A 23,834-nucleotide genomic window follows, 5' to 3' on the forward strand; every position below is an offset into this window, starting at 1 on the left:
GGTCCGGGGGAACGGGGAATCCCCGCTTCCATCGCAAGAGTGAGACGTCCCGCATGCCCCTCCGCCTCCTCGTCGTCGAAGGCAATGTCCGCGCCGCGCGGGAGGCGCATGCGTCGTCCTACGGCCTGACCCCGGCGGAGTCCTATGCGAGCGTGCTCCACGGGATCGAGCCGGCCGTGGTCTGCGACATCGCGCTCCCGGCGGACGAGGGCGCCAACCTGCCCGACCCGTCGGGGCTCGAGGGCTATGACGGGGTCGTGCTCACGGGCTCGGCCCTGCACATCTACGAGGACCAGCCCGCGGTGCGCCGGCAGGTGGAGCTGATGCGCGCCGTCTATGCCTCGGGCACGCCCGCCTTCGGATCGTGCTGGGGCATCCAGGTCGGGGCGGTGGCGGCGGGTGGGGACGTGCGGCGCAACCCGCGCGGCCGGGAGATCGGCTTTGCCCGCGAGATCGTGCCGAGCGAGGCCGGCCGCGCCCATCCCCTGCTCGCCGGGCGCCCCCGGGCCTACACGGCGCCCGCGATCCATCTCGACACCGTGCTGACCGCGCCGCCGGGCGCGACGGTGCTGGCCTCGAACGCCATGTCGGACGTGCAGGCGGCCGAGATCGGCCACGAGGGCGGCCTGTTCTGGGGCGTGCAGTACCATCCGGAGTTCGACCTCGCGGAGGTGGCCGCGATCCTCGGGCGCATGCCGGAGGTGCTCGTGGGCGAAGGCTTCTGCCCGTCCCTGGAGGCCGTGTTCGAGCACGTCGCGGATCTGCGCGCGCTCCATGCCGATCCCGGCCGCACGGATCTCGCCTGGCGCTTCGGCCTCGACGCCCAGGTGCTCGACCCGGCGCTGCGGCTCACCGAGATCCGCAATTTTCTGGAGCACCGGGTCAAGCCGCATCGCAGCGCCCGCGGGCGGGAATAGGGGCGTCCCAACAAAACCGCATTCGGGCCATGGGGTGCGCCAAGCGTCACCGTGTCCGGAGCCCGCCATGCGCGTTCGCGTCGCCCTCTTCCTTCTCCTGGCTCCCGGGCCCGTCAGCGCGGCCGAGATCGAGCTCCCCTCGCGGGTCGACCGGGTGACCGTGTTCCCGGACGCCGCGCAGGTCACGCGGACGGCGGTCCTCGACCTGCCGCCCGGCGCCTCGACCCTGCTGCTGCGCGGCCTGCCCGCCGGCCTCGACCCGGACTCGATCCGCGTCACGGGCGTGGGCGGCGGCGCGCTCGCCATCGGTGCCGTGGACGTGCGCGCGGTGCCGGGCGACCTCAATCCCGCCCTCGACCGCGACCTGGAGCGGCGCCTCCAGGCGCTGCGCGACGAGCGCGAGGCGGTGGCGGGCCGCGTCGCTGCCCTGGAGGTGAAGCGCGCCGCCATCGAGACCTACGCGAAGGCCAGCCCCGAGAAGCTGTCTCCGGAGGCAAGGCCTCTCGACGTTGCCCAGTGGCCGCTCGCCTGGGACGCCATCGGGGCGGGTCTCGCCGCCGTCAACGAGGACATCCGCGTCGCGGGCGTGCGGGCGCGGGATCTGGAGGCGGAGATCGCCGCCCTGGAGGGGGCCCGCTCGCGGCCGATCCGCCCGGGCGCCCCGAAGCGGGACGTGACGGTCGCCGTCGAGGCCGGGGCCGCCCTGAAGGGCGCCCTGGAGGTCACCTACCGGATCGCGGGCGCGGCCTGGACGCCCGCCTACGACGCGCGCCTCGACCTGCGCGACAAGCCCGCCCTGGAGCTCGTGCGGCGCGCGGGCGTGCGCCAGCGGACGGGGGAGGACTGGAGCGACGTCGTCCTGCAGGTCTCGACCGTGCGGGCGCGCGGCGGCGCGGCAGCCCCCGATCTGCCGCCCATCCAGGCCCAGATCGAGGAACGGCCGCAGCCGCTGGCCCGGAGCACCATGGCGGCGCCGGCACCGAAGCTCCAGGCCGAAGCCGACGCGGTCGCGGCCCGCCAAGTCGAGGCGACCCTGGAGAGCGGGCCGTTCCAGGCCACCTTCACGGTCCCGGGCCGCGTCAGCGTGGCGGGCGACGGCGCGACCAAGACCCTCGTCCTGAGCCGTCAGGCCCATGCCCCCGCGCTCCTCGCCCGCGCCGTGCCGGTCCTCGACGAGACGGCCTATCTGGAGGCCTCCTTCGTCCACCGCGAGGACGCGCCGCTCCTGCCGGGCGAGGTCGCCGTAACCCGGGACGGCACCTTCGTCGGCCGCACGCGCCTGAAGCTCACCGCGCCGGGCGAGACCGTGGCGCTCGGCTTTGGCATCGATGACCGGGTCAAGGTCACCCGCGTGCCGCTGAGCCGGCGCGAGGGAGAGACGGGCTGGATCGGCACCGCCCGCACCGACCAGCGCGAGTTCAAGACAACCGTGCGCAATCTCCACCCCATGCCCCTGCGCATCATTGTGCAGGACCGCCTGCCGTTCTCCGAGAATGCCGCGCTCACCATCGAGGCGTTGCGCGAGAACACGCCGCCGACAGAGCGCCAGGTCGACGACCGGCGCGGCGTCATGGGATGGACCTGGGACTACGCTCCGGGCGAGGCCAGGGAGATCCGCTTCGGCTACCGCCTCCGCTGGCCCTCCGACAAGGAGATCACCTTCGAGCCGCGCCCCGTGCCGGGCGGGTGACCGGCATGTGGAGCGCCTTCGGCGCGGCCTCCTGCGGCTTTGTCGGATCCGAACGGGAACGAGCCGGGCGCGTTCACCAAGCTTGAGCCTAGGGTGAACCAAAACCGGGCCGTGTGGGTTTTCATCTCAAAGCAAAGCCCTGCACGAGGTGAACCCCATGCCCTTCCATTCTCGCACCGGCGGTCTCCGCCGGGCCGCGGCCGTGCTCTCGCTGGCGGCCTTCGGCTTCGCGACGCCCGCGCCGGCCCAGCCCGCCTTCGAGACCGCGGCCCCGCACGCGATCCTGATCGACTACAACACCGGAACGGTGCTCTACGAGAAGGCCGCCGACCAGAAGGTGCCGCCCGCGAGCCTTGCCAAGCTCATGACCGAGGAGGTGATCTTCGATCAGCTCGCCAAGGGCAAGGTGAGCCTGGAGGACACGTTCACCGTCTCCCAGCGCGCCTGGCGCGAGGGCGGCGCCTCCTCGGGCGGCTCGACGATGTTCCTGCCGCTCAATTCCCGCGTCAGCCTCGGTGACCTCATCAAGGGCATCGCCATCCAGTCCGGCAACGACGCCACGATCGTGGTGGCGGAGGGCATGGCTGGCTCCGTGGAGGGCTTCGCCCGCATGATGAACGAGCAGGCCAAGGCGCTCGGCCTCAAGGACTCGCACTTCATGAACTCGCACGGCCTGCACGATCCGGCCCAGCACGTGACCATGCGCGACATGTCGAAGCTCGCCACGCACATCATCCGCGAGCATCCCGACCACTACAAGGTGTTCTCGCAGGCTGAATACACCTTCAACAACATCGTGCAGCAGAACCGCAACCCGCTGCTCGCCATGGGCGGCGGCACCGACGGGCTCAAGACGGGCTACACCAAGGAATCCGGCTACGGCCTCGTGGCCTCCGCCGAGCGCGACGGGCGCCGGCTCATCCTCGCCATGATGGGGATGAAGTCCATCGCCGAGCGCAAGACCGAATCCGAGCGCCTGATGGAGTGGGGCTTCAGGAGCTTCGAGCAGACCGTGGTGCTGAAGGACGGCGAGGCGGCCGGCGAGGCCCGGGTCACGGGCGGCGCGGTGAGCACCGTCGCGCTTGTCCCCAAGGGGCCCGTGACGGTCACCCAGCCGCGCGGCACCGACGTGAAGGTCACCCGCAACGTCGCCTATCAGGGCCCCATCGAGGCGCCCGTAAAGAAGGGCGCTCCCCTCGCCACGCTGCAGCTCACGATCAACGGCAAGCCCCTTCGCGAGGTGCCCCTCTACGCGGCGGCGGACGTGGAGCAGGGCCCCCTCTGGTGGCGCGCCGTCGACATGGCGGGCGGCTACGTCTCGAGCGGCGCCGGCTGGGTCGCCAACGAGATCACCACGCGCGTGATGTCCGCCTGGAACGGCGAGCCCGCCACCACGGGCTCCACCGCGCCCGCGATCCCGGCGCCTGCGCCCGCCTCGCCCAAGCTCTGACGCTCGGGGCACCGATCCGGCTTGACCTCGCGGCCTCGATCCACGAAGAGACCGTGCAAGGTTTGACCCCGACCCCGGCCTTGCGCCGGGGTTTTTCATGTCGGGAGACGGGGATGGCGAACGTCGTGGTGGTCGGCGCCCAATGGGGCGACGAGGGCAAGGGCAAGATCGTCGACTGGCTGTCGAGCCAGGCCGACGTGGTGGTGCGCTTCCAGGGCGGCCACAATGCGGGCCATACCCTCGTCATCGACGGGACGGTCTACAAGCTCTCGCTCCTGCCCTCCGGGATCGTGCGCCCGGGCAAGCTCTCGGTGATCGGAAACGGCGTGGTGGTCGATCCCTGGCACCTCGTCGAGGAGATCGGGCGCCTGCGGGAGCAGGGCGTCGCCATCACCCGCGACAATCTTCGCGTCGCCGACAACGCCACCCTGATCCTGCCGCTCCATCGCGAGCTCGATCACTTCCGCGAGACCGCGAACGCGACCCTGAAGATCGGCACGACGAAGCGGGGCATCGGCCCGGCCTACGAGGACAAGGTCGGGCGCCGGGCCCTGCGCGTTGTCGATCTCGCCGATCCCGAGCTCCTGCGGCTGAAGATCGAGCGGCTGCTCGCCCACCACAACGCCCTGCGCCGGGGTCTCGGCATCGGCGAGGTGGACGCCGCCGCGCTGCACGCCGAGCTCGTCGAGGTGGCGCCCAAGGTCCTGCCCTATGCCGACACGGTCTGGTCCCTCCTCGACGGCGAGCGCCGCGCGGGGCGCCGCATCCTGTTCGAGGGCGCGCAGGGCGCGCTCCTCGACGTCGACCACGGCACCTATCCCTTCGTGACCTCCTCCAACATCGTGGCGGGGCAGGCGGCGACGGGCTCTGGGCTCGGCCCCGGCGCGGTGGGCTACGTGCTCGGCATCGCAAAGGCCTACACGACCCGGGTGGGGGAGGGGCCTTTCCCCACCGAGCTCTTCGACGAGATCGGCGAGGCCATCGGCAGCCGCGGCAAGGAATTCGGCACGGTGACGGGCCGCAAGCGCCGCTGCGGCTGGTTCGACGCGGTGCTCGTGCGCCAGACCGTGCGGACGTCCGGCATCGACGGCATCGCGCTGACCAAGCTCGACGTCCTCGACGGCTTCGAGACGATCCGCGTCTGCACCGGCTACCGCCTCGACGGGGCGACCATCGATCACCTTCCCGCGAGCCAGGCGGCGCAGGCCCGCGTCGAGCCGATCTACGAGGAGGTCGAGGGCTGGTCGGGCTCCAGCGCCGGCGCCCGGTCCTGGGCCGAGCTGCCCGCGCAGGCGATCAAGTATGTCCGCCGCATCGAGGAATTGATCGGCGCGCCGGTGTCGCTCCTGTCCACGAGCCCCGAGCGCGACGACACGATCCTGGTGCAGAACCCCTTCGAGGGCTGACCTGCCCGAAGGGCACCCCGCGCAGGCTTGGCGGTTGGGAACGGCCCGGGGTTGACGCATCCTCCCGGGCGCGCCATTCCAGCCGTCATGGCGGATTATCAACCCTTGCTGCAGCGGGCCGTCGAGGCTCTGTCGGATCGCTCGCCCGAGATGCGCCGGGCGGTCTACGAGCGCGCCCGCACGGCGCTGCTGGAGCAGCTGCGCTCCCTCGATCCGCCGCTCTCCGACGAGGACATCAGCCGGGAGCGCCGGGCGCTCGACGACGCCATCGGCCGCATCGAGACGGGCTATGGCCCAGCCCCGGAGCCTGCGCCCGCGCCGAGCCCGCCGCCGCCGCGCGCGCCGGCTCCGCCCCCGCCCGCGCCTCCACAAGTCCCCCCTCCGGCCGCCGCGCCTCCCGCCGCCGCGACTCCTCCCGCGCCCACGCCCGTCGTTCCTCCCCCACGCCCGGCGCCCATGCCCCCGAAGCCGCGGGTGGAGCGCGCCGCCGATCCCCGGCACGACCTGCCGGAGGCTGCTCCCCCGCCCGAGGTCGTGCCCCCGGGAACCCCGTTCCATCTCCCCGAGCGCCGCCGTCCCGCCGCCTTCGACGATCTCGTGAAGCAGCAGACCACGGATGCCGAGGGGGCAGCCGAGGCGCAGACCCGCGAGCGGCCCCGCATCGATGCTGCGCGCCGGGGCGGCTCGGGCGCGGGGCGCATCCGCTCCGTGGTGCTCGGCCTCGTGATCCTTACGGTGGTGGGCGCCATCGCGGTCGCGGCCTGGCTCCTGCGCGTGGAGCCTGACGCCGCCGGCGACGAGGCCCCCGTCGCCGAGGCCGCGCCGGCTCCCGAGACCGCGGGCAAGGCGGGCGATCGCCTGGGCGCCGTCGACCGCCCGCCCGCGGCGGGCGCGCCTGCCGCGCCGGCCGCCGCGACGCCTCCGCCGCGCTCAGGGGACGTCGCCGTGGCCCAGCGCGCCATCCTCTACGAGGAGACCCCCGGCAACCCGCAGGCCCCGAAGGCGACCGGCGGGCGCGCCCTGTGGCGCCTCGACGCCGTGCCGGCCGGGCAGGGGCAGCCCCTCGCCACGGCGGTGCGGGCGAATGTCGAGATCCCCGAGGCGAACCTCAACGTCTCGCTCCTCATGCGCCGCAACACCGACCCGACCCTGCCGGCCTCGCACACGATCGAGCTGACCTTCAACACGGGCAACGACGCCACGCGCGTGGTGCGCGACGTGGCGCTGTTGCAGATGAAGAACGAGGAGGTGGTGCGCGGGGCGCCCATCGCGGGGCTGCCGGTGCCGGTGCGGGACAACCTGTTCCTGATCGGGCTCTCCAGCATCCCGAGCGACATGGAGCGCAACAAGGACCTGCTCCTGCGCCGCAACTGGATCGACCTGCCGGTGCGCCTCGCCTCAGGCCAGCGGGCGATCATAAGCTTCGAGAAGGGCGTCTCGGGCGACCAGGTCCTCGCGGAGGCCTTCCGCCAATGGGGCGACGCGCCCGTCCGGTGAGGCGTGAGGAGCGGCTTCGCCGCGCGTTCGTGCGCTGGATCCCGGACCTGCGATCCGTTCCGCCTTACGGCTGCGCTCCTCTTGTCCGGGAGAGTGGCCATTGAGGGTGGTCCAGCGGTCTCCTGAACCTCCAGCGCCACTGTCCCGGACAAGCCTCGCATCAGCGAGGCGCAGATCCGGGATTCAGCGCAAGAACCCGCCGAGCCGGCGGCTCCGCCCACCTCCCGCCCTGGAGGGGCGGGGGCGTCAGACCCCCGCCTCTGCGCGCGGGGCTTCCCGCTGGGCGAGGTTCTTCTTCACGGCCGCCTGGATCTTCTCGAAGGCCCGCACCTCGATCTGGCGCACGCGCTCGCGCGACACGCCGAACTCGGTGGAGAGCTCCTCGAGCGTGATCGGGTCGTCGGCGAGGCGGCGCGCCTCGAAGATGCGGCGCTCGCGGGCATTGAGCACGGAGAGCGCGTCGCGCAAAGCGGCGAGCCGGTTCTGGCCCTCCTCCTCCTCGGCGAGGATCGCCTCCTGGTTGGAGCTGTCGTCGACGAGCCAGTCCTGCCACTCGCCCTCGCCCTCCTCGCGCAAGGGCGCGTTGAGCGAGGCGTCGCCGCCCAGACGGCGGTTCATGTCAACGACGTCCTGCTCGGTCACGCCGAGCCGGGTCGCGATCTGCTTCACCTGGTCGGGGCGCAGGTCCCCTTCCTCCAGCGCCGAGATGCGGCCCTTGGCCTTGCGCAGGTTGAAGAACAGCTTCTTCTGGTTCGCCGTGGTGCCCATCTTCACGAGCGACCACGAGCGCAGGATGTATTCCTGGATCGCGGCCTTGATCCACCACATGGCGTAGGTCGCGAGCCTGAAGCCCTTCTCGGGCTCGAAGCGCTTGACGGCCTGCATGAGGCCGACATTGCCCTCGCTCACCACCTCGCTGATCGGCAGGCCGTAGCCGCGATAGCCCATGGCGATCTTGGCCACGAGCCGCAGATGCGACGTGACGAGCTTGTGCGCCGCGTTCCGGTCGCCATGCTCGCGCCATTGCTTGGCGAGCATGTACTCCTCGTCCGGATGCAGCATGGGGAACTTGCGGATCTCGTCCAGGTAGCGGGACAACCCGCCTTCCGTGGCGAGAACCGGAAGCGATGCTGATGCCATTCCATCCTCCTCTGGCCCCCTGATAGGCGAGCCGATGGCGACCTCCCCTTGGACGATCGCCCGGACACCTTATATCAGGGGCCTGAGCTTGACCAGGAAGGCCGCCGGACCAGTCCGACGGTCTTGCTCAACGCATTGCGACGCGATTGGTGCGCTTGGCCGTTGGCGGCAATTCCGTGCGGCGGATCGCCGCGCGGGCGCTAATCCATATTCTGCAAGGCTTTGCGCAGGGCCGCCATGTCCGGCGGAAGTTCGCTTTCGAAACGCAGGACCGCTCCCGTGCGCGGATGGGCGAAGCCTAGCACGGCGGCGTGCAGCGCTTGCCGGCCAAGCGCCGTGAGCATGGCGCGGGGGGCGTCCAGGAGGCGGTTGGCCTTGGTCTTGAAGCCCGAGCCGTAGGTCTCGTCGCCCAGGAGCGGGTGCCCGCGATGGGCCATGTGGACCCGGATCTGGTGCGTGCGCCCGGTCTCCAGGCGGCAGCGCACGGCGCTCGCGAGGCCGTATCGCTCCTCCACCTCCACATGGGTGATCGCCTCGCGCCCACGGCCGAGCGCGACCACCGCCATCTTCTCCCGGTTCTGGTGGGACCGGTCGATGCCCGTGTGGATCGTGTCGCGGGCGCGTTCCGGCTCGCCCCACGCGAGGGCCACGTATTCGCGCTCCAGGGGCCCGGTGCGGCCATGGTCGGCGAACTGGGCCGAGAGGTGGCCGTGGGCCGCGTCGTTCTTGGCCACCACGAGAAGCCCGCTCGTGTCCTTGTCGAGGCGGTGGACGATGCCTGGCCGGCGCACGCCGCCGATGCCTGAGAGGCTCGCCCCGCAATGGGCGATGAGCGCGTTCACGAGGGTGCCCGTCTCGTGCCCCGCCGCCGGGTGGACGACGAGGCCCGCGGGCTTCTCGATCACGATCACGTCGTCGTCCTCGTAGACCACGGCGAGGGGGATCGCCTCGCCGGCGGGCTCGGGTGCCGCCGCCTCGGGCACCGCGACGCTGATCCGCGCCCCCGGCGCGGCCTTGGCCGAGGGGTTGCGGGCCGGCTGCCCGTCCACCGTGACCCGCCCATCGCGGATGAGCTCCTGGAGCCGGCTGCGGGACAGGTCGGGGAGCGAGCGCGCGAGCGCCCGGTCGAGCCGCTCCGGCTCGCCCTCGTGCACGACGACACGGATCTCCTCGCTCACCGCCTTCGACCTCCCAAGCCCCAGCCTCGCCCCGCCATACAGCGTCGGGTCGGCCTCGGGAAGGGCAGGGCGAAAAGAGCGCGAAAGGGGCTTGCCCCCGGCCCCGCGCCCCGCTATACGGCTGCCTTCGCTGGCCGGCTCCCTTCGTCTAGCGGTCTAGGACGTCGCCCTCTCACGGCGAAAACAGGGGTTCGAGTCCCCTAGGGAGCGCCATCACCACCCATCGGGTGGCTCGATCCTTCATCTCTCGACATTCGCGAATCGTTCGGCCGGGCTGCGCCCTGGGCGGCTGCGCCACATCGTGCATGGCCCCGGCCCCGGGGACGGACCGCCGCCCAGCCCCGCGCCTGCGTCGTGCCGTCCCTAGCGGCGTGCCACGGACGGGGAGGCTACGCCGATCCAGGTCCAGCCCGTCTCGGTGTCGGCCTCGCGCTTGACGAAGGTGTAGCGGGTCTCGTGCCAGGGCAGGACGGCGTCGGTGGTGTTGTCCAGGATGAGATCGCCGCGGTCGGTTCGGACCATCAGGACGGCGTGGCCCGCCTTGGCGCCGTCGAGCACCACGGTCATCCGCAAGGCCCGGCGCGGGAAACCCGCCGCGACCAGCTTGCGCCGCTTCACGAGCTGGAAATCCTCGCAATCGCCGTACCCGTCCTCGGCGAGGTCCCAGCTTTCGCCCACGCCCCAGTGCTCGCGGTCGGTCTTGGCCTTGATCCTGGCGTTGACGTCGTGATTGATCCCCACCAGCGTCGCCCAGGTCCGCGGCGTCAAGCTCACCTGCTTGGCGTCCGTTGCCCCGGCCGCGCACTCGCCGGGGAAGCGGGCGCAGAACCGCGTCCAGCCCGGCGCCGGTTTGGCCGGACGCCCGGACGGGGTCAGGGACCACGGTGTCGCGCTCACGCCGGCGCTGCCCGCACCCGCCAACGCGGGAGAGGTGAGGGGGAGCAGCACGGCGGTCGCCGCGGCCAGGAGCCCGAGCGAGGGCGCCGAACGATGCCGCAAGCGGCGGAAGGTGAGCCGCATGAGCCTTGACCGTCTCGCGTGGTTCATCCCTGGAGGTCACAACAATTCCGGAAGATGATCAAGCTACGGGGCAACACGCAGATGGATCGGACCCACGAGAACGTTACGGCAAGAGGCGTTCCGTGCTGGCGAATAGGCAATCTGTGCTGTTTGCTTTCGCCGCCAAGGTCGGATCGGGCAGCCGCGCGGCCGCCGTCTGAGGCCTTGTTCGATGTCGCCGAGACGGTACGGCGTCGTGCCGAACGCCCGACCCCGCCGACGCCCCGGGGCCGCCTCGCGCGTCGAGCCCTGGGACCCTGCCGTCGGTCCATGGCGTCCAGCCGATCCGAGGAGGACGAGATGAAGGAATCAGCGAAGCGCCGGGCTCCGCGCTGGGCCCTCGGCCAGGAAGAGGCCGACATGCAGGCCGGCGAGGGCACGGCCGCGCGAGGACTGACGCCGCTCGCCATCCGGGCATGGGCTTACGCGCTCTGCCCAAGGTGACCCGCGCCGAGGCGCCGGGTACGTCCAGCCCTGGCCGCGGGGGTTGCTCCGACGGGGGGCCGCAAGCCCGGCAGCTGCGATCAACGCGGCGCCGGGCTTCTTCTTGCCGGCGCCCGCGCGGGAGCGCGAGGCCCGGCCTCTCGCGGCGATCTTGCGATGCGAGAGCCGGATCAGGCGAGCGCGAAGCGAGCGCCGGCCGGTCTTGCGGCGCGACGACGAAGGATTCAGGCTGCGGGAGCGGACGCCGACCGCCATGCCGGCTGGGCGTGTCTTCACCGTGGGCCGCCTCGCGCTGGAGGCGCAGGCCCGGGCCGTTGGAGGGAGAGCGCGCGTGAGCCGGATCGGAATGGCCGTGGTCGGCGTCGGGCCGGCGGCGCAGCCTCATGCCAGGAGCCTCGTCGACCTGTCGGACCGCATCGAGGTGCGCCACGTGGTCGGGCGCAGCCCCGAGCGCCTGCGAGCCTTCGCGGACTGGTTCCCCTTCCCCGTCACGACGGATCTCGACGCGGCCCTGAGCGATCCGGGGGTCGCGGCCGTGATCGTCCTGACGCCCCCGGGGGCGCATCTCGACGTGGCCCTGCGCTGCTTTGCGGCCGGCAAGCACGTGCTCGTCGAGAAGCCGCTGGAGCTGTCGGCGGCGCGGGGCGAGCGGCTCGTCGCCGGCGCGCGGGCCGCCGGCCGGCGGCTCGGCGTGGTGCTCCAGCACCGGTTCCGGCCCGGCGCCCGCCGCCTGCGGGCGCTTCTCGCCGAGGAGGCCCTGGGCCGCGTGGCGTCGGCGGGGGTGACGGTGCCCTGGTGGCGCCCGCAGAGCTATTACGACGAGCCCGGGCGGGGCACGATGGCCCGCGACGGCGGAGGCGTGCTCCTCACCCAGGCCATCCACGCAATCGATCTGTTCCGCTCCCTCGTCGGCGTGAGCGAGGTCCGCGCCGCCGAGGCCGCGACCACCCTCCACCGGATGGAGACGGAGGATTACGCGGCGGCGCTCTTGCGCCTGGGCAACGGCGCGCCGGGCTTCGTCATGGCGACGACGACGGCCTATCCGGGCGAGCCCGAGCGCATCGAGATCGTCGGCACCCGGGGCACGGCGCGCCTTGCGGGCGGGGCGCTGGAGGTGTCGTTCCATGACGGGCGGACGGAGCGCGTCGAGGCGGAGGGGCGCACGGGCGCGGGCGCGGCGATCATGGACTTCCCCCACGACGCCCATCGCGACCTCATCGCCGACTTCGCCGACGCGGTGGCGGGCGGTCGCGATCCGCTGGTGAGCGGCGAGGAGGCCCTGGAGACGCAGCGCCTCCTCGAGCGCATCCTGGCCCGCGCCGGGCAGCCCTGATCCGGGAGGGGCGGGCGTCACAGAACCGGGCGGCGCGGCGCTTGAGGGTGAGCCCCTGGATCACGATCTCATTGATCGTGGCGAGCGGGACGCCCCGCACAGGCCTCTCCGGGCGAACGGCGTGATCGTCCTGTGGACGACATCCCGGCGGGAGGGATGCGACTCCGCGCAAAGCGCATCCGTGCCGGCCTTGGCTCCCGGATCGAGCCGGACCATCGGCCGGGCGCCGGCGCGCCCCGGTCCCCCGGAAGGATGCGCCCTCGACCTTGCCGCCTAGAGAAGCGCCCGCTCGTCCCGCCCCATCAGCCGGAACGCCACGGCGATCGCCGCGCCGCTGAGCGCGAGCAGGACGCTGGAGAGCGCCGCCGCCGTGCCGTAGTCGCCGTCGTGGATCGCGATGTAGATGCGCACCGGCATGGTGATCGTGCTCCCGACATAGAGCACGAGCGACGACGAGAGCTCGTTGATGGCGGTGACGAAGCTCAGCATGCCGCCGGCCACGATCCCCGGCAGGATGAGGGGAACGGTGACCTTCATGAAGGCCCGCACCGGGCTGTAGCCGAGCGAGATCGCCGCCTCCTCCATGCTCGGGCTCACCTGCCGCAGGGCCGACGCCGAGGAGCGGACCGAATAGGGCAGGCGCCGGATGAAGACCGAGAGGATGATGATCGCCGCGGTTCCGGTGAGGGCGACGGGCGGCGCGTTGAAGGCCGCGACGAAGGCGATGCCCACCACGATCCCCGGCATGACGTAGGGGACCATCAGGGTCGCGTCGAGCAGGGCGTTGCTCGCCGTCATCCGGCGGGCGACGAGGCAGCCGATGAGCGTTCCGATCACCACGGTGAGCAGGACCGTGGCGGCCGAGAACAGGAGCGAGTTCTGGATCGCGTCGGAGAGGCTGAAGATGATGCGCTGGTAGCTGTCGAGGCTGAAGCCCGGCTGGAACACGGGCCCCCGCGTCCGTCGCAGCGAGAAGATCACCGCCACGATGGCCGGCATGGCCCCGATCAGCGCGATCGCGTAGACGACCGTGTGGGCCGCGACGTTGGCGAACCCGGTGAGCTTGCGCTTCGCGGGCTTGTTGATCAGGTTGCCGTGATAGACGTTGCGCCGCGACATGTAGCGCTGGCCCACCACGAAGATCATGGAGAGCACGATGAGCACGATGCTGATCGTCGTCGCCATGCTGAGGCTGCCGCCGATCTCCGCCGAGTAGAGCGTGTAGGCCTCCGTCGCGAGCACGTTGAACCCGCGTCCGATGAGGCGCGGCGTGCCGAAATCCGCGATGGAATGGATGAGCGCCAGCAGGCCGCCCGCCGAGAGGGCCGGCAGCACGAGGGGGAACGAGATCCGCATCACGCGCTGGAACGGCGTCAGCCCGAGGCTCTCCGCCGCCTCCTCCAGGGAGCGGTTGATGTTCGACAGGGCGCCCGAGGTCAGCAGGTAGACATAAGGGTAGAACTTGAACGAGAAGACGATGAGCACGCCCCACATGCCGAAGATCGGCGGGATGAAGACGCCCCATTGCATGAGCGTCTGGCGCACCACGCCGCCCGAGCCGAAGAGCACGATCCAGGAATAGGCGCCGATGAAGGGCGGCGAGACGAGCGCCAGGATCGCGAGGAGCGAGACGAAGCGGCTGCCCCGGATCTCCAGGCGGGCCATGCAGAAGGCCATCGCGGCGCCGAGCACCAGGGATCCGGCAAGCCCCCCGAAGCCCGCGATGAGGGTGTTGACGAAGGCGGTGCGGAACCGCGGCGTGTCGAGGAAGCGCTCGTAGTTCGCGAACGTGAGGTGGCCCGCCTGGTCGTGGAGGCTCGAGAGCAGGACCGAGCCGAGGGGCACGATCAGGAGGACCGCGAGGATCAGCCATGCGAGCAGCCCCACGAGGGGCCAGAAGCCGACGCGCATCTTACGAGGTCCTCGTCGTCGCGACGCGCCGGCCCGCCTCGTCGAAGAAGAGAGCGTTCGCCGGGTCGAAGCCGACGGAGACCGGGGTGCCGGGCTGCATCCGCAGGCCCGGGGCGGGATCGGCGACCTGGATGACGAAGCGGCCGTCGGGCGTGCGCACCGCCACATGCGCCTCGCGGCCGAGATAGGTGTACTTGTCGACCTCACCCCGGATCGCGACCGCGCCGGGGCGGCCCTCGCCGATGCGCAGGTGCTCGGGGCGGATCGCCCAGACATGGGCGCGGTCGGGCGCGAAGCCCGGGGGGAAGCCCGGCCCCGCGGCGTCCCAGGGCGTGACGTTCATCGTGCCCACGAAGGACGCCACGAAGATGGTCCGGGGATCGGCGTAGATCTCCTGAGGCGTCCCGATCTGCTCGATGCGGCCGGCGTTCATCACGCAGATCCGGTCCGAGATCGCCAGGGCCTCCTCCTGGTCGTGGGTGACGTAGATGGCCGCGGTGCCGACGGATTTCTGGATGTCGCGGATCTCGTCGCGCAGCTCGATGCGCAGCTTGGCGTCGAGGTTAGACAGCGGCTCGTCCATAAGAAGGAGCTTCGGCCGGATCACCATCGCGCGCGCAAGGCCGATGCGCTGCTGCTGCCCGCCCGACAGGGCCGCGGGGAGCCGGGCCGCGAGCGCGCCGAGGCGCACGGTCGCCAGGGCCTCGGCCACCCGGGCGGCGCTCTCGGCGGCGGGCGTCTTGCGGGCCTTCAGCCCGAACGCGACGTTCTCGGCTACGGTCAGGTGCGGGAACACCGCGTAATCCTGGAAGACCATCCCGATGTCGCGCCTGTGCGGGGGCGTGCGGTCGAGCCTGGCCCCGTCCAGGGTGATCGTGCCCTCGGTCAGATCGGCGAAGCCTGCAATCGAGCGTAATAGAGTGGTCTTGCCGCAACCGCTGGGGCCAAGCAGCGTGAAGAACTCGTCCCGCTCGACCGAGAACGACACGCCGTCGAGCGCGCGCACTCCTCCGCCGAACGTCTTCGACGCGTTCTCGACCGCCAAGTAATCCATCGCCGCCAGACGCTCCGACCCTGCCTTTACAGCATAGGTTGGCATGTCTAATTTGCAACATGCAGCTTTTCCGAATGCGACATCGGGCTGCCGGAGACAGAGGTCGCGCGTTGGATCGGGAGGAACGGATGAAAGCATTGACAGGCATCCTGGCCGCCGCCGTGTCGCTCGCCTTCATCGGCGGCGCGTCGGCGCAGGGGAAGGTGGTGCTCTACACCGCCCACAAGACCTCCCTCGTCCAGGCGCTCGCCCCGGTGTTCGAGCGGGAGACCGGCATCAAGGCGGAGGTGATCCAGCTCGGGTCGAGCGAGGTCAGCCGGCGCGTCCGGGCGGAGGCCAAGGCGCCGAAGGCCGACGTGATCTGGAGCGCCACGGGCAGCCTGCTCACGGAGAACGCCGATCTCCTCGAGCCCTACGAGAGCAAGGAAGCCGCGAGCATCGATCCGCGCTTCAAGAGCAGCCCGGCCTGGACGCCCTACACGGCGGTGATCTACGTCCTGCTCCAGAACACCCGCATGGTCCCCGACGCCGAGATGCCCAAGACCCTGACGGATCTCGCGGCGGCGAAGTGGAAGGGCAAGATCGCCTCGGCGCGAGCCGACAATTCCGGATCGGCCTTCCAGCAGATGATGACCGTGCTCACGGTGTTCGGCGACCAGGGCTGGACCCGCTACGGCGAGATCGCGAAGAACTTCGTCCTGACCGAGAGCTCCGGCGCCGTGCCGCGCTACGTCGCCGACGGCGAGGCCGCGATCGGCCTCACGCTGGAGGACAACGCCCTGGAATACAAGGTCGGGGGCGCGCCGGTGAAGATCGCCTATCTGGCGGACGGCACCACGGCCTCGCCCGACGGGGTGGCGCTCGTGAAGGGCGGCCCGAACGCGGAGAACGGCAAGAAGTTCATCGACTGGGCGCTCTCGAAGAAGACCCAGGAGCTGCTCGTGAAGGAGGCCGGCCGCCGCTCGGTGCGCACCGACGTCGCGGGGCCCGGCGACGTCCCGCCGCTGGCGAGCCTTAAGCTCGTCGAGCTGAAGACGGTCGAGGAGCTTGGCGGCACGCAGGCTGCCCTGGAGCGGTGGCGCAAGGCCGTGGGCCAGTAGAGCCGCGGCTGCGGTGGGCGCGGGCCGAATGGCGCCGCCCGCCCGACCGGTGCCCCATGAACGCTCCCACCTCGCCCCCCGCGGCCCGCCGCCGCCGTCCCAAGCCCGCCCGGCTCTCGCTGCCGGAGCGGTGGGAGCACATCGTGAGCGCGATCGAGTCGCTCGGCGGCGCCTCCGTCGTGGGGCTCGCCGAACAATGCGGCGTCACCTCGCAGACGATCCGGCGCGACCTGCAGAAGCTCGAATCGCAGGGCCTCCTCCAGAAGGGCCACGGGATGGCGCTGGCGGGCCCGGGCTCGACGGCGATCGCCTATCGCGACCGCAACGTCCACCTCACCGACCTCAAGCGGCGGCTCGTCGCCCGCCTCGGCGATTTCATCGAGCCCGGCTCCACGCTGTTCGTGGGGCTCGGCACGACCTTCAACGCCATCCACGAGGTGCTCAAGGCGCGGGCGGGGCTCGTCGTGGCGACGAACAATCTCGGCGTGGCCTATGCCTGCACCTTCAACACGAGCGTGTCGCTCTTCGTGTTCGGCGGTTATGTCCGCCGCAACGACACGGCCATTCTGCCCTCCACCGGAGGGCGTCCGAGCGACCGCTTCAGGTTCGATCTCGCGATCGTCGGGGCCAATGCCATCGCGCCGGACGGCACGGTCCTGGTGCACGATCCGCTGGAGGTCGAGTTCGCCCAGGACGTTCTCGCCGCGGCGCGCCGGACCGTTCTCGTGGTCCAGGCCGACAAGTTCGGCGCGCGCGCGCCCCATGTCCTGTCCCACCTGCGCCAGGTGTCGGTCCTGATCACGAACTGCGACCCCGCAACGAGGCTCGACGACCCGTCCGTGCTCCAGGGCACGACGGTCGCGATCGTCGAGTGACCCCGTCCGGCCCCAACCCGAAAGTGCCCCCATGCTGATCGAGGCCTTCACCGAGGCGAAGAACCCCGCCGCGCCGGACACGAACGAGGACCGCTTCGTCTGCCTCCCCGGGCGGGGCTACGCCGTGATCGACGGCGTGACGGACCGCCTCGGGACCCGCTACGACGGCATGCTCTCGGGGCAATACGCGGCCACCATCGTGAAGGCCGCGCTGGAGCACGAGCTCGCCCGGCCGGGCGGCGCGCGCGAGCCGCGCGGCATCGTGGCGGCGCTCACGGCGGCGATCGCCGACGCCTATCGCTCGCACGGCATCCTGGAGAGCGCGCGGACCGATTGGAACCAGCGCTTCTCGGCGACCCTCGCCCTCGTCCTCGTGGCCGGGGAGAATGTCGACGTCCTCCTCGTCGGCGACAGCGGCGTGCGGATCAACGGCTCCCGCCTGCTCCAGGTGGACAAGGACCTCGACCTCATCACGGCGGCCCTGCGGCGGACGGCCTGGCCCGTCATCGGGCGGCGGGCCGCGGACGCGATGCAGCAGGAGGCGATGTCGCGGCGGATCACCTGGTTCGGGACGCGCCAATCACCCGGCGAGCTCGCGAGCGTGCTGAGCCCCGACGACATCGCGGGGATCGAGCGGCAGACGATCGATTCCTGCGTGAGGGCGCTGCCGCACGTTCCCGCCGCCCACATCGAGACGCTCGTGCGGGGCGGCATCGTCCACGCCCAGGGCGCCTACCAGAACGATTCCGGCACGATCCTCGGCTACTCGTCCATCGACGGCTTCGAGGTGCCGTTCTCGCTCGTGCACCTCGAGACCCTGCCCCGGGCCGACGTCCAGACGATCGAGCTGTTCACGGACGGCTACTTCAAGCCCGGCGCCTCGTTCGGCGTCGCGTCCTGGGAGGAGGCCTTCCGCGAGGTGGAGGCGGAGGACCCCGCCAAGGTGCTGATCTATCCCTCCCCGAAAGGCTCGACCGCGGCGCATTGGGCCGACGACCGGACCTATCTCGGCGTGCGGTTATGAGCTGCGGGACCGGCCTTGGAGGTGGCCGGTCGTCCCATCCTGAAACCTCGTCCTGAGGGGTTGGGTCATAAGTACGGCCCCCCTCCCTCCTCGTCCTGAGGTGCCCTGCGTGAGCCCGGCCTCGAAGGGCGTTCCAGAGGTCTCCGGACGGCTGTGGCAGCGTCCTGCGTGCTTCGAGAGGCCTGCTGGCGCAGGCTCCTCAGCATGAGGGGAGGGGAGTTTCGTCGCGCGCCAAATCACCCTCTCGGGGCACGTCACGCGGCGTCGCGCGCCTCCCGCAGGGCCCGCCAGACCGCCTGGGGCGTCGCCGGCATGTCGAGGTGGCGCACGCCCTCGGCCGCGAGGGCGTCGAGGAGCGCGTTCATCACCGAGGGGAGGGAGCCCGCGCAACCCGCCTCGCCGCAGCCCTTGGCCCCGAGCGGGTTCGTCGCGGTCGGCTGCGGGCGGCTTTCGAAGGTGAAGAGCGGGGGAATGTCGCCGGCGCGCGGGAGCTGGTAGTCCATGAAGGAGCCCGTCACGAGCTGCCCCTCCTCGTCGAAGACGGTGCGCTCCATCAGGGCCTGGCCGATCCCCTGCAGCACGCCGCCGTGGAGCTGGCCCTCGACGATGAGCGGGTTGATGAGGGTCCCGAAGTCGTTGACCATCACGTAGCGCACCACCTCGACCGTCCCGGTCTCGGGATCGACCTCCACCTCCGCCACGTGGCAGCCGTTGGGATAGGCCGAGGGCGCCTCGCGGAAGACGTGGTCGATGTCAAGGGTCGCGGGGAGGTCGGGCGGCAGGTCCGAGGGCAGGCCGGCCCCCTCGCGCAGGCGCGCCGCGAGATCCATGATGCCGATCGCCCGGTCCGTGCCGGCCACCACGAAGCGTCCCGCGTCGAAGACGATGTCGCCGACGCCGGCCTCCAGGACATGGGCCGCGAGCGCGCGCCCGCGCTCGATCACGATGTCGCCCGCCTCGACGATGGCGCTGCCGCTCGCCATCAGCGATTTCGAGCCGCCCGTCCCGGCCCCCGCGCTGAGGCGCCCGCTGTCGCCCTGGACGAGGCGGACCCGGTCGAGGGGGACGCCGAGGCGGGAGTGCAGGATCTGTCCGAAGGACGACAGGTGCCCCTGGCCGAAGTCGAGGGTGCCGGTGAGGATCGTCACCGTCCCGTCCGCCTCGAAGCGCAGGCCGCACAGCTCGTTGGCGGGGGGCGCCGTGACCTCCAGGTAGCAGCCGATGCCGCGCCCCCGCAAGCGCCCGCGCCGGCGGCTCTCGCGACGGCGCGCCGCGAAGCCCGCCCAGTCGGCGGCCTCCAGCGCCCGGTCGAGGAGGCCCGGAAAGTCGCCGCTGTCGTAGACCGTGCCGGCGGGCGTGGTCCAGGGCAGCATCGCGGGCGTCACCATGTTGATGCGGCGCAGGCGGACCCGGTCGATCCCCATCTCGTGGGCGGCCTGGTCGATGAGCCGCTCCATGTAATAGTTGCCCTCGGGCCGCCCGGCGCCGCGATAGGCGCCGATCGGCACGGTGTTCGTCACCGCGCAGCGGGTGCGCACCTCGACGAGGGGCGTTCGGTACATGCCCATCACGTTGCGCAGGATGCCGATCGTGGTCATCAGCGGCCCGACCGCCGTGAGATAGGCGCCGAGATTGCCGAAGCCCGTGACGCGGACGGCCAGGAAGCGGCCCTTGGCGTCAAGCGCAAGCTCGGCCGTGACCTCCATGTCGCGGCCGTGATGGTCGGACATGAAGCTCTCGGAGCGCTGGTCCGTCCAGCGCACGGGCGCGCCGAGCGCACGGGCCGCGTGGAGAAGGCAGACCTCCTCGGGGAAGACGGAGCCCTTCATCCCGAACGAGCCGCCGACCTGGCCCGTCAGGAGCCGCAGGCGGTCCGGCGCAACGCCCATGGCCTCGGCCAGCGCATTGCGCTTGCCGAGCACGCCCTGGCTCGGCGCATGGAGCGTGAAGGCGCCCGCCTCGGCATCGTAGGCCGCGAGCGCCGCGCGGGGCTCCATGGCGTTCACGACGACCCGATTGTTCGAGAGGGTGAGCCGTGTGACATGGGCCGCGCCCGCGAAGGCCTCGGCCACGCGCTCGGGGTCGCCGGCCTCGTAGTCGAGGATCAGGTTGCCCGGAAACGCGTCGTAGAGCTCCGGGGCGCCCGGCGCGAGCGCGTCCTCGACCCGCGTCACCGCGGGGAGGGGGGTGATCTCGAGAGCCACCGCCTCGGCCGCGTCGCGCGCTTCCAGGGCCGTGCGCGCCACCACCACGGCGACGGGGTCGCCGATGAAGCGCACCTTGCTCTCCGCCAGCGCGCCGCGCCGCGGGATCGTCATCGGTGTCCCGTCCCTGTGCTTGAACGGGATGAACGGCCGCGCGGTGATCGGCCCGCAGCCCGCGGCGGCAAGGTCGGCGGCCGTGTACACCGCCACGACGCCTGGCATCGCGCGGGCCGCCTCGACGTCGACGCCCTCGATGACGCCATGGGCATAGGGGCTTCGCACGAAGGCGGCGTGGAGCTGCCCGGGGAGGGCCACGTCGTCCGTGTAGCGGCCCTCGCCCCGCAGAAGGAGCGCATCCTCCTGGCGCGGGACGGGCTGGCCGATGCCGGTGGGCGAGGGGGGCGGCATGTCGAGGGCAGGCCGGACGTTCATGGGGGCGTTCCGTTCTGGCGCCGGCCCGGGGACCGGGGCGATCGATTCTGCGCCGACCCTAGCGCCATGACGCCCGCGATGCGAGAGCGGCGGGCGTCGGTTCCTAAGGCGCCCCGCCGAGAAGGCCGCGCGCCGCCAGGAGATCGTCGGTGGCGTGGCCCTCGGTGAAACGGCCGTAGACGTCGCGCAAGCCCGCCACCGCATCCCCGGCCGTCTCCCGGCCGTGATGGGCGCGCGCGAGGCTCATGGCGCAGCGCAGCTCCAGGGAGAGAGCCGATTGGCGGCGCGACCAGTCGAGCCCCTGCCTGAACAGCCCGGACGCCGCCTCCAGGGCGCTCTCGCCCTCGGTCGCGAGACGGATCTCGCCCTCGATCCGCAGCAGCTCGGCGATGAACCAGAGCTCCTCGTGCGCCTCGCAACGCTCCCGTGCCCGCGCGATGGCCTCCCGCGCCAGCCCCGTCTCGCCGGTCGCGGCAAGGCAGCGGGCATATTCGCCGATGAGGGGAAGGTAGCGCGGCAGCCCGGCATGGGAGTTCGCGCCCGTCAGTTCCGCGCGCAGGACCTGGAGCCCGTCGGCGTCGCCGCGCCACGCGCGCACCAGCCCGAGGAAGCACCGGGCCCAGGTCTCCCAGACCCGCAGGGCGTTGCGCCGCGTGTGGTCGAGGAGCATGGCCCCGAAGCGCTCCGCCGCGGCGAGATCGCCCGAGAACAGGGCGACGGGGCAGGCCCCCTGGCCGAGCACGCTCGCGTAATGGAGCGCGTTGCGGGCGGCCTCGGCGTCGCCGACATGGCGCAGGGCCGTCTCGCGCGCCTGGTCCGGCAGGCCCTGGAGCCAGAGGACCCGCGCCAGGAAGTAGCGCGCCGTCACGGCCTGGTCGGTCTGGAAGCGGGCCGCGGGCCAGCGGCGGGCCGGCATGGCGGCGAGCGCCCGCTCCAGGTCGCGGCGGGCGGAGGCCTGGTCGCCGAGATAATGGTGCGAGGTGCCGAGGATCCGCCATCCCATGACGACGTCGAACTCGTCGGAGGCGCTCGCCGCGAGGCCCGCGAAGTCCGTGGCCCGTCCGAGCGCCGTGCGGAAGGCGCCCCGGTTTAGGTCGTTGATCCACAAGCCCCACAGGGCGCGCAGCTCGTAGCCGGTGTCGCCGAGAGCCTTCGCGATGCGAAGCGTGCGCGACCATGTCTGGGCGACCGTCTCCGGGGAGCCCCCCGTATACATCAGCGACCAGCCGAGACCGGCCGACAGAGCCATGACGGGGCGGGCGTCCGCGGCCTCGTCGAGGATCGCGAGCGCCCCCTCGATCCGGCCGCGGCATTCGGCGAGCGCGGAGAGCTGCACCCAGACAGGGATCGCCGCCACGGTGATCTCGACCGCGAGCGCGGGATCTCCCTCCGGCGAGAAGGCCCAGTCGAGGGCGGTGCGGACGTCGCCGACGCGGGTAGCGAGCTCAGCGGGCTCCGCGTCCCCGCCGCCGTCGCGGTGCAGCGCCGCGCCGACATGAGCAGCGTGGCGGCGCATGGTGGCGGCCTCGTCGTCCTCGGCGCGCAGCCGCTGCAGGCCGAACAGCCGCATGGTGGCGAACATGCGGTAGGAGCGCCCGGCGGGCTCGTCCGAGACGAGCAGCAGCGACTTGTCGACGAGCTCGGCGACCCGGCCCGCGATGTCGGCGCGATCGATGTCGGGCTCCAGGGCCGCCGCCGCCTCGATGGAGAACGGTCCCGCGAACACGGAGAGGCGGCGAAAGAGGCGCCGCTCGTCCTCGGTGAGCAGCTGGTAGCTCCAGTCGAGCGTCGCCTCCAGGGTGCGATGACGCGGGAGGGCCGTGCGGCGGCCCTTCGTGAGAAGCCGGAAGCAATCGCCCAGCCGTGCCGCGAGCTCGGCGATGCCGATGCCCTCCACGCGCCGCGCCGCGAGCTCGATCGCCAGGGCCATGCCATCGAGGCGCCGGCAGATCTCGGCCACGAACATCGTGTTCGCGTCGGTCAGCGCGAACTCGCCCGCGCTCTGGGCCGCGCGCTCGACGAAGAGGGCGACCCCCGGATAGCGCAGGGCCTGGTCGGCCCGCAGGGCGCTGCCGCCTGGAGGGCTCTCGAGAGGCGCCAGGCGATAGACGCGCTCGCCCACGGCCCGCAGCGGCTCGCGGCTCGTCGCCAGGACGTGCACGCCGACCGCCGCTTCCCCGATCCGCTCGACGAGCGCCGTGGCGGCCTCCAGCAGGTGCTCGCAATTGTCCAGGACGAGCAGCAGGCGCTGCACCTTGAGGAAGGCGCAGATCGCGGGGATGGGGTCGCGGGACTGGATCGCGAGCCCCAACGCCGCTGCGACGGCGCCCGGCACGTGGGCCGCGTCGTTCAGGGGGGACAGGTCGACGAACAGCCCGCCATCGTCGAACTCGCCGGCCACCAGGCGCGCCACCGCGAGGGCGACCGTCGTCTTGCCGATGCCGCCGGGGCCCACGATCGTGACCAGGCGGCGCGCCCGCAGCTGCGTCGCGAGGGCCTGGATCGAGTCCTCGCGCCCGATCACGCGCGTGAAGGGCGCCGGCAGGTCATAGATCCGCCTGGGGCCGGGCTCGGCCTGCGGGACGCCGCGCGCGACAACGACGGGGGCCACGAACCCATAGCCGCGGCCCGCCTTGACGTCGATGAAGCGGCGTCCGTCGCGGCCGTCGCCGAGCGCCCGGCGCAGGCCCGCGATCTGGACCCGGAGGTTGTTCTCGCTCACATGGATGCCGGGCCAGACGAGGTCCATGAGCTCGTCCTTCGTGACGATCTCTCCGGGCCGCTGCGCCAGGGCGACGAGCAGGTCGAAGGCGCGCCCGCCCAGGGCGACGGGTGCGTCGCCCTCCAGGAGAAGCCGCCGCGTCGGGTAAAGGCGGAACGGTCCGAAGGCGATCTCGTCGGCGGGCTGTTCGGTGCCGGTCATCGTCGGCCCGCGCCGCGATCCGACCGATGGACGAATGCTTGCATCGTTCAGTCTGGGGCAATCGCTTGCGTCATGGTCGACGACATCTCGAAATGGCTTTGGCGCTAGACCCGGGAGTGACCACGTATGCAAAAAAGCGGCCGAACGCCATCCTTAGCACGCTGCGGCGCGGGGTGACAGGAGCCCGGACGGCTCCA

Annotated in this window: 17 protein-coding genes and 1 tRNA gene; 11 read left to right on the forward strand and 7 right to left on the reverse strand. The window is 71.9% G+C overall.

Annotated features, from left to right (window positions below; genetic code table 11):
* Positions 1 to 53: 53 nt before the first annotated feature.
* From F0L46_RS13390 to F0L46_RS13410, 5 genes are all read left to right on the forward strand, one after another.
* Positions 54 to 917 (forward strand): type 1 glutamine amidotransferase, encoded by an 864-nt coding sequence (locus F0L46_RS13390; RefSeq protein WP_149818329.1) that lies wholly within the window; start codon positions 54 to 56, stop codon positions 915 to 917.
* A 67-nt stretch (positions 918 to 984) separates the two neighbouring features.
* The gene (locus F0L46_RS13395) at positions 985 to 2,607 is read left to right on the forward strand and encodes a mucoidy inhibitor MuiA family protein (RefSeq protein WP_149818331.1); all 1,623 of its coding nucleotides are present in this window, start codon (positions 985 to 987) and stop codon (positions 2,605 to 2,607) included.
* 157 nt (positions 2,608 to 2,764) lie between these two features.
* Positions 2,765 to 4,057: a D-alanyl-D-alanine carboxypeptidase family protein gene (locus tag F0L46_RS13400; RefSeq protein ID WP_149818333.1), complete on the forward strand. Its 1,293-nt coding sequence runs from the start codon at positions 2,765 to 2,767 to the stop codon at positions 4,055 to 4,057.
* 113 nt (positions 4,058 to 4,170) lie between these two features.
* The gene (locus F0L46_RS13405) at positions 4,171 to 5,463 is read left to right on the forward strand and encodes an adenylosuccinate synthase (protein WP_149818335.1); all 1,293 of its coding nucleotides are present in this window, start codon (positions 4,171 to 4,173) and stop codon (positions 5,461 to 5,463) included.
* A 105-nt stretch (positions 5,464 to 5,568) separates the two neighbouring features.
* Complete coding sequence (locus tag F0L46_RS13410; protein ID WP_306461773.1) at positions 5,569 to 6,960, forward strand: histidine kinase; 1,392 nt, start codon at positions 5,569 to 5,571, stop codon at positions 6,958 to 6,960.
* A 246-nt stretch (positions 6,961 to 7,206) separates the two neighbouring features.
* Here the strand turns inward: F0L46_RS13410 and rpoH are convergent, their stop codons facing one another.
* Both rpoH and F0L46_RS13420 read right to left on the reverse strand, forming a co-directional pair.
* On the reverse strand, positions 7,207 to 8,100 hold the full coding sequence (gene rpoH, locus F0L46_RS13415) for an RNA polymerase sigma factor RpoH (protein WP_149818339.1): 894 nt from the start codon (positions 8,098 to 8,100) through the stop codon (positions 7,207 to 7,209).
* Between the two features lie 200 nt (positions 8,101 to 8,300).
* On the reverse strand, positions 8,301 to 9,278 hold the full coding sequence (locus tag F0L46_RS13420) for an RluA family pseudouridine synthase (RefSeq protein ID WP_149818341.1): 978 nt from the start codon (positions 9,276 to 9,278) through the stop codon (positions 8,301 to 8,303).
* Positions 9,279 to 9,415: 137 nt separating this feature from the next.
* Between F0L46_RS13420 and F0L46_RS13425 the strand changes: the two genes are divergently transcribed.
* Positions 9,416 to 9,491, forward strand: a tRNA-Glu gene (locus F0L46_RS13425).
* A gap of 150 nt (positions 9,492 to 9,641) precedes the next feature.
* Here the strand turns inward: F0L46_RS13425 and F0L46_RS13430 are convergent.
* Positions 9,642 to 10,298 carry a transglutaminase-like cysteine peptidase gene (locus tag F0L46_RS13430; protein WP_149818343.1) on the reverse strand — a complete coding sequence of 219 codons (657 nt, stop codon included), beginning with the start codon at positions 10,296 to 10,298 and terminating at the stop codon, positions 9,642 to 9,644.
* Positions 10,299 to 10,637: 339 nt separating this feature from the next.
* On the opposite strand from F0L46_RS13430, the gene F0L46_RS26190 reads away from it, so the two are divergent.
* Together F0L46_RS26190 and F0L46_RS13435 are read left to right on the forward strand one after the other, a co-directional pair.
* On the forward strand, positions 10,638 to 10,781 hold the full coding sequence (locus F0L46_RS26190; RefSeq protein ID WP_188311958.1) for a hypothetical protein: 144 nt from the start codon (positions 10,638 to 10,640) through the stop codon (positions 10,779 to 10,781).
* Positions 10,782 to 11,112: 331 nt separating this feature from the next.
* Positions 11,113 to 12,114 (forward strand): Gfo/Idh/MocA family protein, encoded by a 1,002-nt coding sequence (locus F0L46_RS13435; protein WP_149818345.1) that lies wholly within the window; start codon positions 11,113 to 11,115, stop codon positions 12,112 to 12,114.
* A gap of 273 nt (positions 12,115 to 12,387) precedes the next feature.
* Here F0L46_RS13435 and F0L46_RS13440 read toward each other — a convergent pair whose 3' ends face one another.
* Together F0L46_RS13440 and F0L46_RS13445 are read right to left on the reverse strand one after the other, a co-directional pair.
* A complete protein-coding gene (locus tag F0L46_RS13440) occupies positions 12,388 to 14,025 on the reverse strand; it encodes an ABC transporter permease (protein WP_149818347.1) in 1,638 nt (545 codons plus the stop codon).
* Position 14,026: 1 nt separating this feature from the next.
* Entirely contained in the window at positions 14,027 to 15,079 is a 1,053-nt protein-coding gene (locus tag F0L46_RS13445; protein WP_149818349.1) for an ABC transporter ATP-binding protein, read from the reverse strand.
* A 128-nt stretch (positions 15,080 to 15,207) separates the two neighbouring features.
* Between F0L46_RS13445 and F0L46_RS13450 the strand changes: the two genes are divergently transcribed.
* The 3 genes from F0L46_RS13450 to F0L46_RS13460 are packed head-to-tail and all read left to right on the forward strand — an operon-like array spanning position 15,208 to position 18,078.
* A complete protein-coding gene (locus F0L46_RS13450; protein WP_188311960.1) occupies positions 15,208 to 16,179 on the forward strand; it encodes an extracellular solute-binding protein in 972 nt (323 codons plus the stop codon).
* Between the two features lie 56 nt (positions 16,180 to 16,235).
* A complete protein-coding gene (locus F0L46_RS13455; RefSeq protein WP_149818354.1) occupies positions 16,236 to 17,054 on the forward strand; it encodes a DeoR/GlpR family DNA-binding transcription regulator in 819 nt (272 codons plus the stop codon).
* Positions 17,055 to 17,085: 31 nt separating this feature from the next.
* Positions 17,086 to 18,078, forward strand: a complete 993-nt coding sequence (locus tag F0L46_RS13460) for a hypothetical protein (protein WP_149818356.1) — start codon at positions 17,086 to 17,088, stop codon at positions 18,076 to 18,078.
* Positions 18,079 to 18,332: 254 nt separating this feature from the next.
* Here F0L46_RS13460 and F0L46_RS13465 read toward each other — a convergent pair whose 3' ends face one another.
* Both F0L46_RS13465 and F0L46_RS13470 read right to left on the reverse strand, forming a co-directional pair.
* Positions 18,333 to 20,714, reverse strand: coding sequence for a xanthine dehydrogenase family protein molybdopterin-binding subunit (locus F0L46_RS13465; RefSeq protein WP_149818358.1), 2,382 nt, complete (start codon positions 20,712 to 20,714; stop codon positions 18,333 to 18,335).
* A 103-nt stretch (positions 20,715 to 20,817) separates the two neighbouring features.
* Positions 20,818 to 23,637 carry an ATP-binding protein gene (locus F0L46_RS13470; RefSeq protein ID WP_149818360.1) on the reverse strand — a complete coding sequence of 940 codons (2,820 nt, stop codon included), beginning with the start codon at positions 23,635 to 23,637 and terminating at the stop codon, positions 20,818 to 20,820.
* Between the last annotated feature and the right edge of the window lie 197 nt (positions 23,638 to 23,834).

The organism is Salinarimonas soli (genome assembly GCF_008386575.1).
In the GTDB taxonomy this organism is placed as follows: Bacteria; Pseudomonadota; Alphaproteobacteria; order Rhizobiales; family Beijerinckiaceae; genus Salinarimonas_A; species Salinarimonas_A soli.

What these genes read in the sequence shown, in the direction of transcription:
- F0L46_RS13455 (WP_149818354.1), top strand. Translation starts at nt 16,236, where the DNA reads ATGAACGCTCCCACCTCGCCCCCCGCGGCCCGCCGCCGCCGTCCCAAG.
- F0L46_RS13440 (WP_149818347.1), bottom strand. Translation starts at nt 14,025, where the DNA reads ATGCGCGTCGGCTTCTGGCCCCTCGTGGGGCTGCTCGCATGGCTGATC.
- F0L46_RS13405 (WP_149818335.1), top strand. Translation starts at nt 4,171, where the DNA reads ATGGCGAACGTCGTGGTGGTCGGCGCCCAATGGGGCGACGAGGGCAAG.
- F0L46_RS13400 (WP_149818333.1), top strand. Translation starts at nt 2,765, where the DNA reads ATGCCCTTCCATTCTCGCACCGGCGGTCTCCGCCGGGCCGCGGCCGTG.
- F0L46_RS26190 (WP_188311958.1), top strand. Translation starts at nt 10,638, where the DNA reads ATGAAGGAATCAGCGAAGCGCCGGGCTCCGCGCTGGGCCCTCGGCCAG.
- F0L46_RS13465 (WP_149818358.1), bottom strand. Translation starts at nt 20,714, where the DNA reads ATGAACGTCCGGCCTGCCCTCGACATGCCGCCCCCCTCGCCCACCGGC.
- F0L46_RS13390 (WP_149818329.1), top strand. Translation starts at nt 54, where the DNA reads ATGCCCCTCCGCCTCCTCGTCGTCGAAGGCAATGTCCGCGCCGCGCGG.
- F0L46_RS13470 (WP_149818360.1), bottom strand. Translation starts at nt 23,637, where the DNA reads ATGACCGGCACCGAACAGCCCGCCGACGAGATCGCCTTCGGACCGTTC.
- F0L46_RS13430 (WP_149818343.1), bottom strand. Translation starts at nt 10,298, where the DNA reads ATGCGGCTCACCTTCCGCCGCTTGCGGCATCGTTCGGCGCCCTCGCTC.
- F0L46_RS13445 (WP_149818349.1), bottom strand. Translation starts at nt 15,079, where the DNA reads ATGGATTACTTGGCGGTCGAGAACGCGTCGAAGACGTTCGGCGGAGGA.
- F0L46_RS13395 (WP_149818331.1), top strand. Translation starts at nt 985, where the DNA reads ATGCGCGTTCGCGTCGCCCTCTTCCTTCTCCTGGCTCCCGGGCCCGTC.
- F0L46_RS13450 (WP_188311960.1), top strand. Translation starts at nt 15,208, where the DNA reads ATGAAAGCATTGACAGGCATCCTGGCCGCCGCCGTGTCGCTCGCCTTC.
- F0L46_RS13460 (WP_149818356.1), top strand. Translation starts at nt 17,086, where the DNA reads ATGCTGATCGAGGCCTTCACCGAGGCGAAGAACCCCGCCGCGCCGGAC.
- rpoH (WP_149818339.1), bottom strand. Translation starts at nt 8,100, where the DNA reads ATGGCATCAGCATCGCTTCCGGTTCTCGCCACGGAAGGCGGGTTGTCC.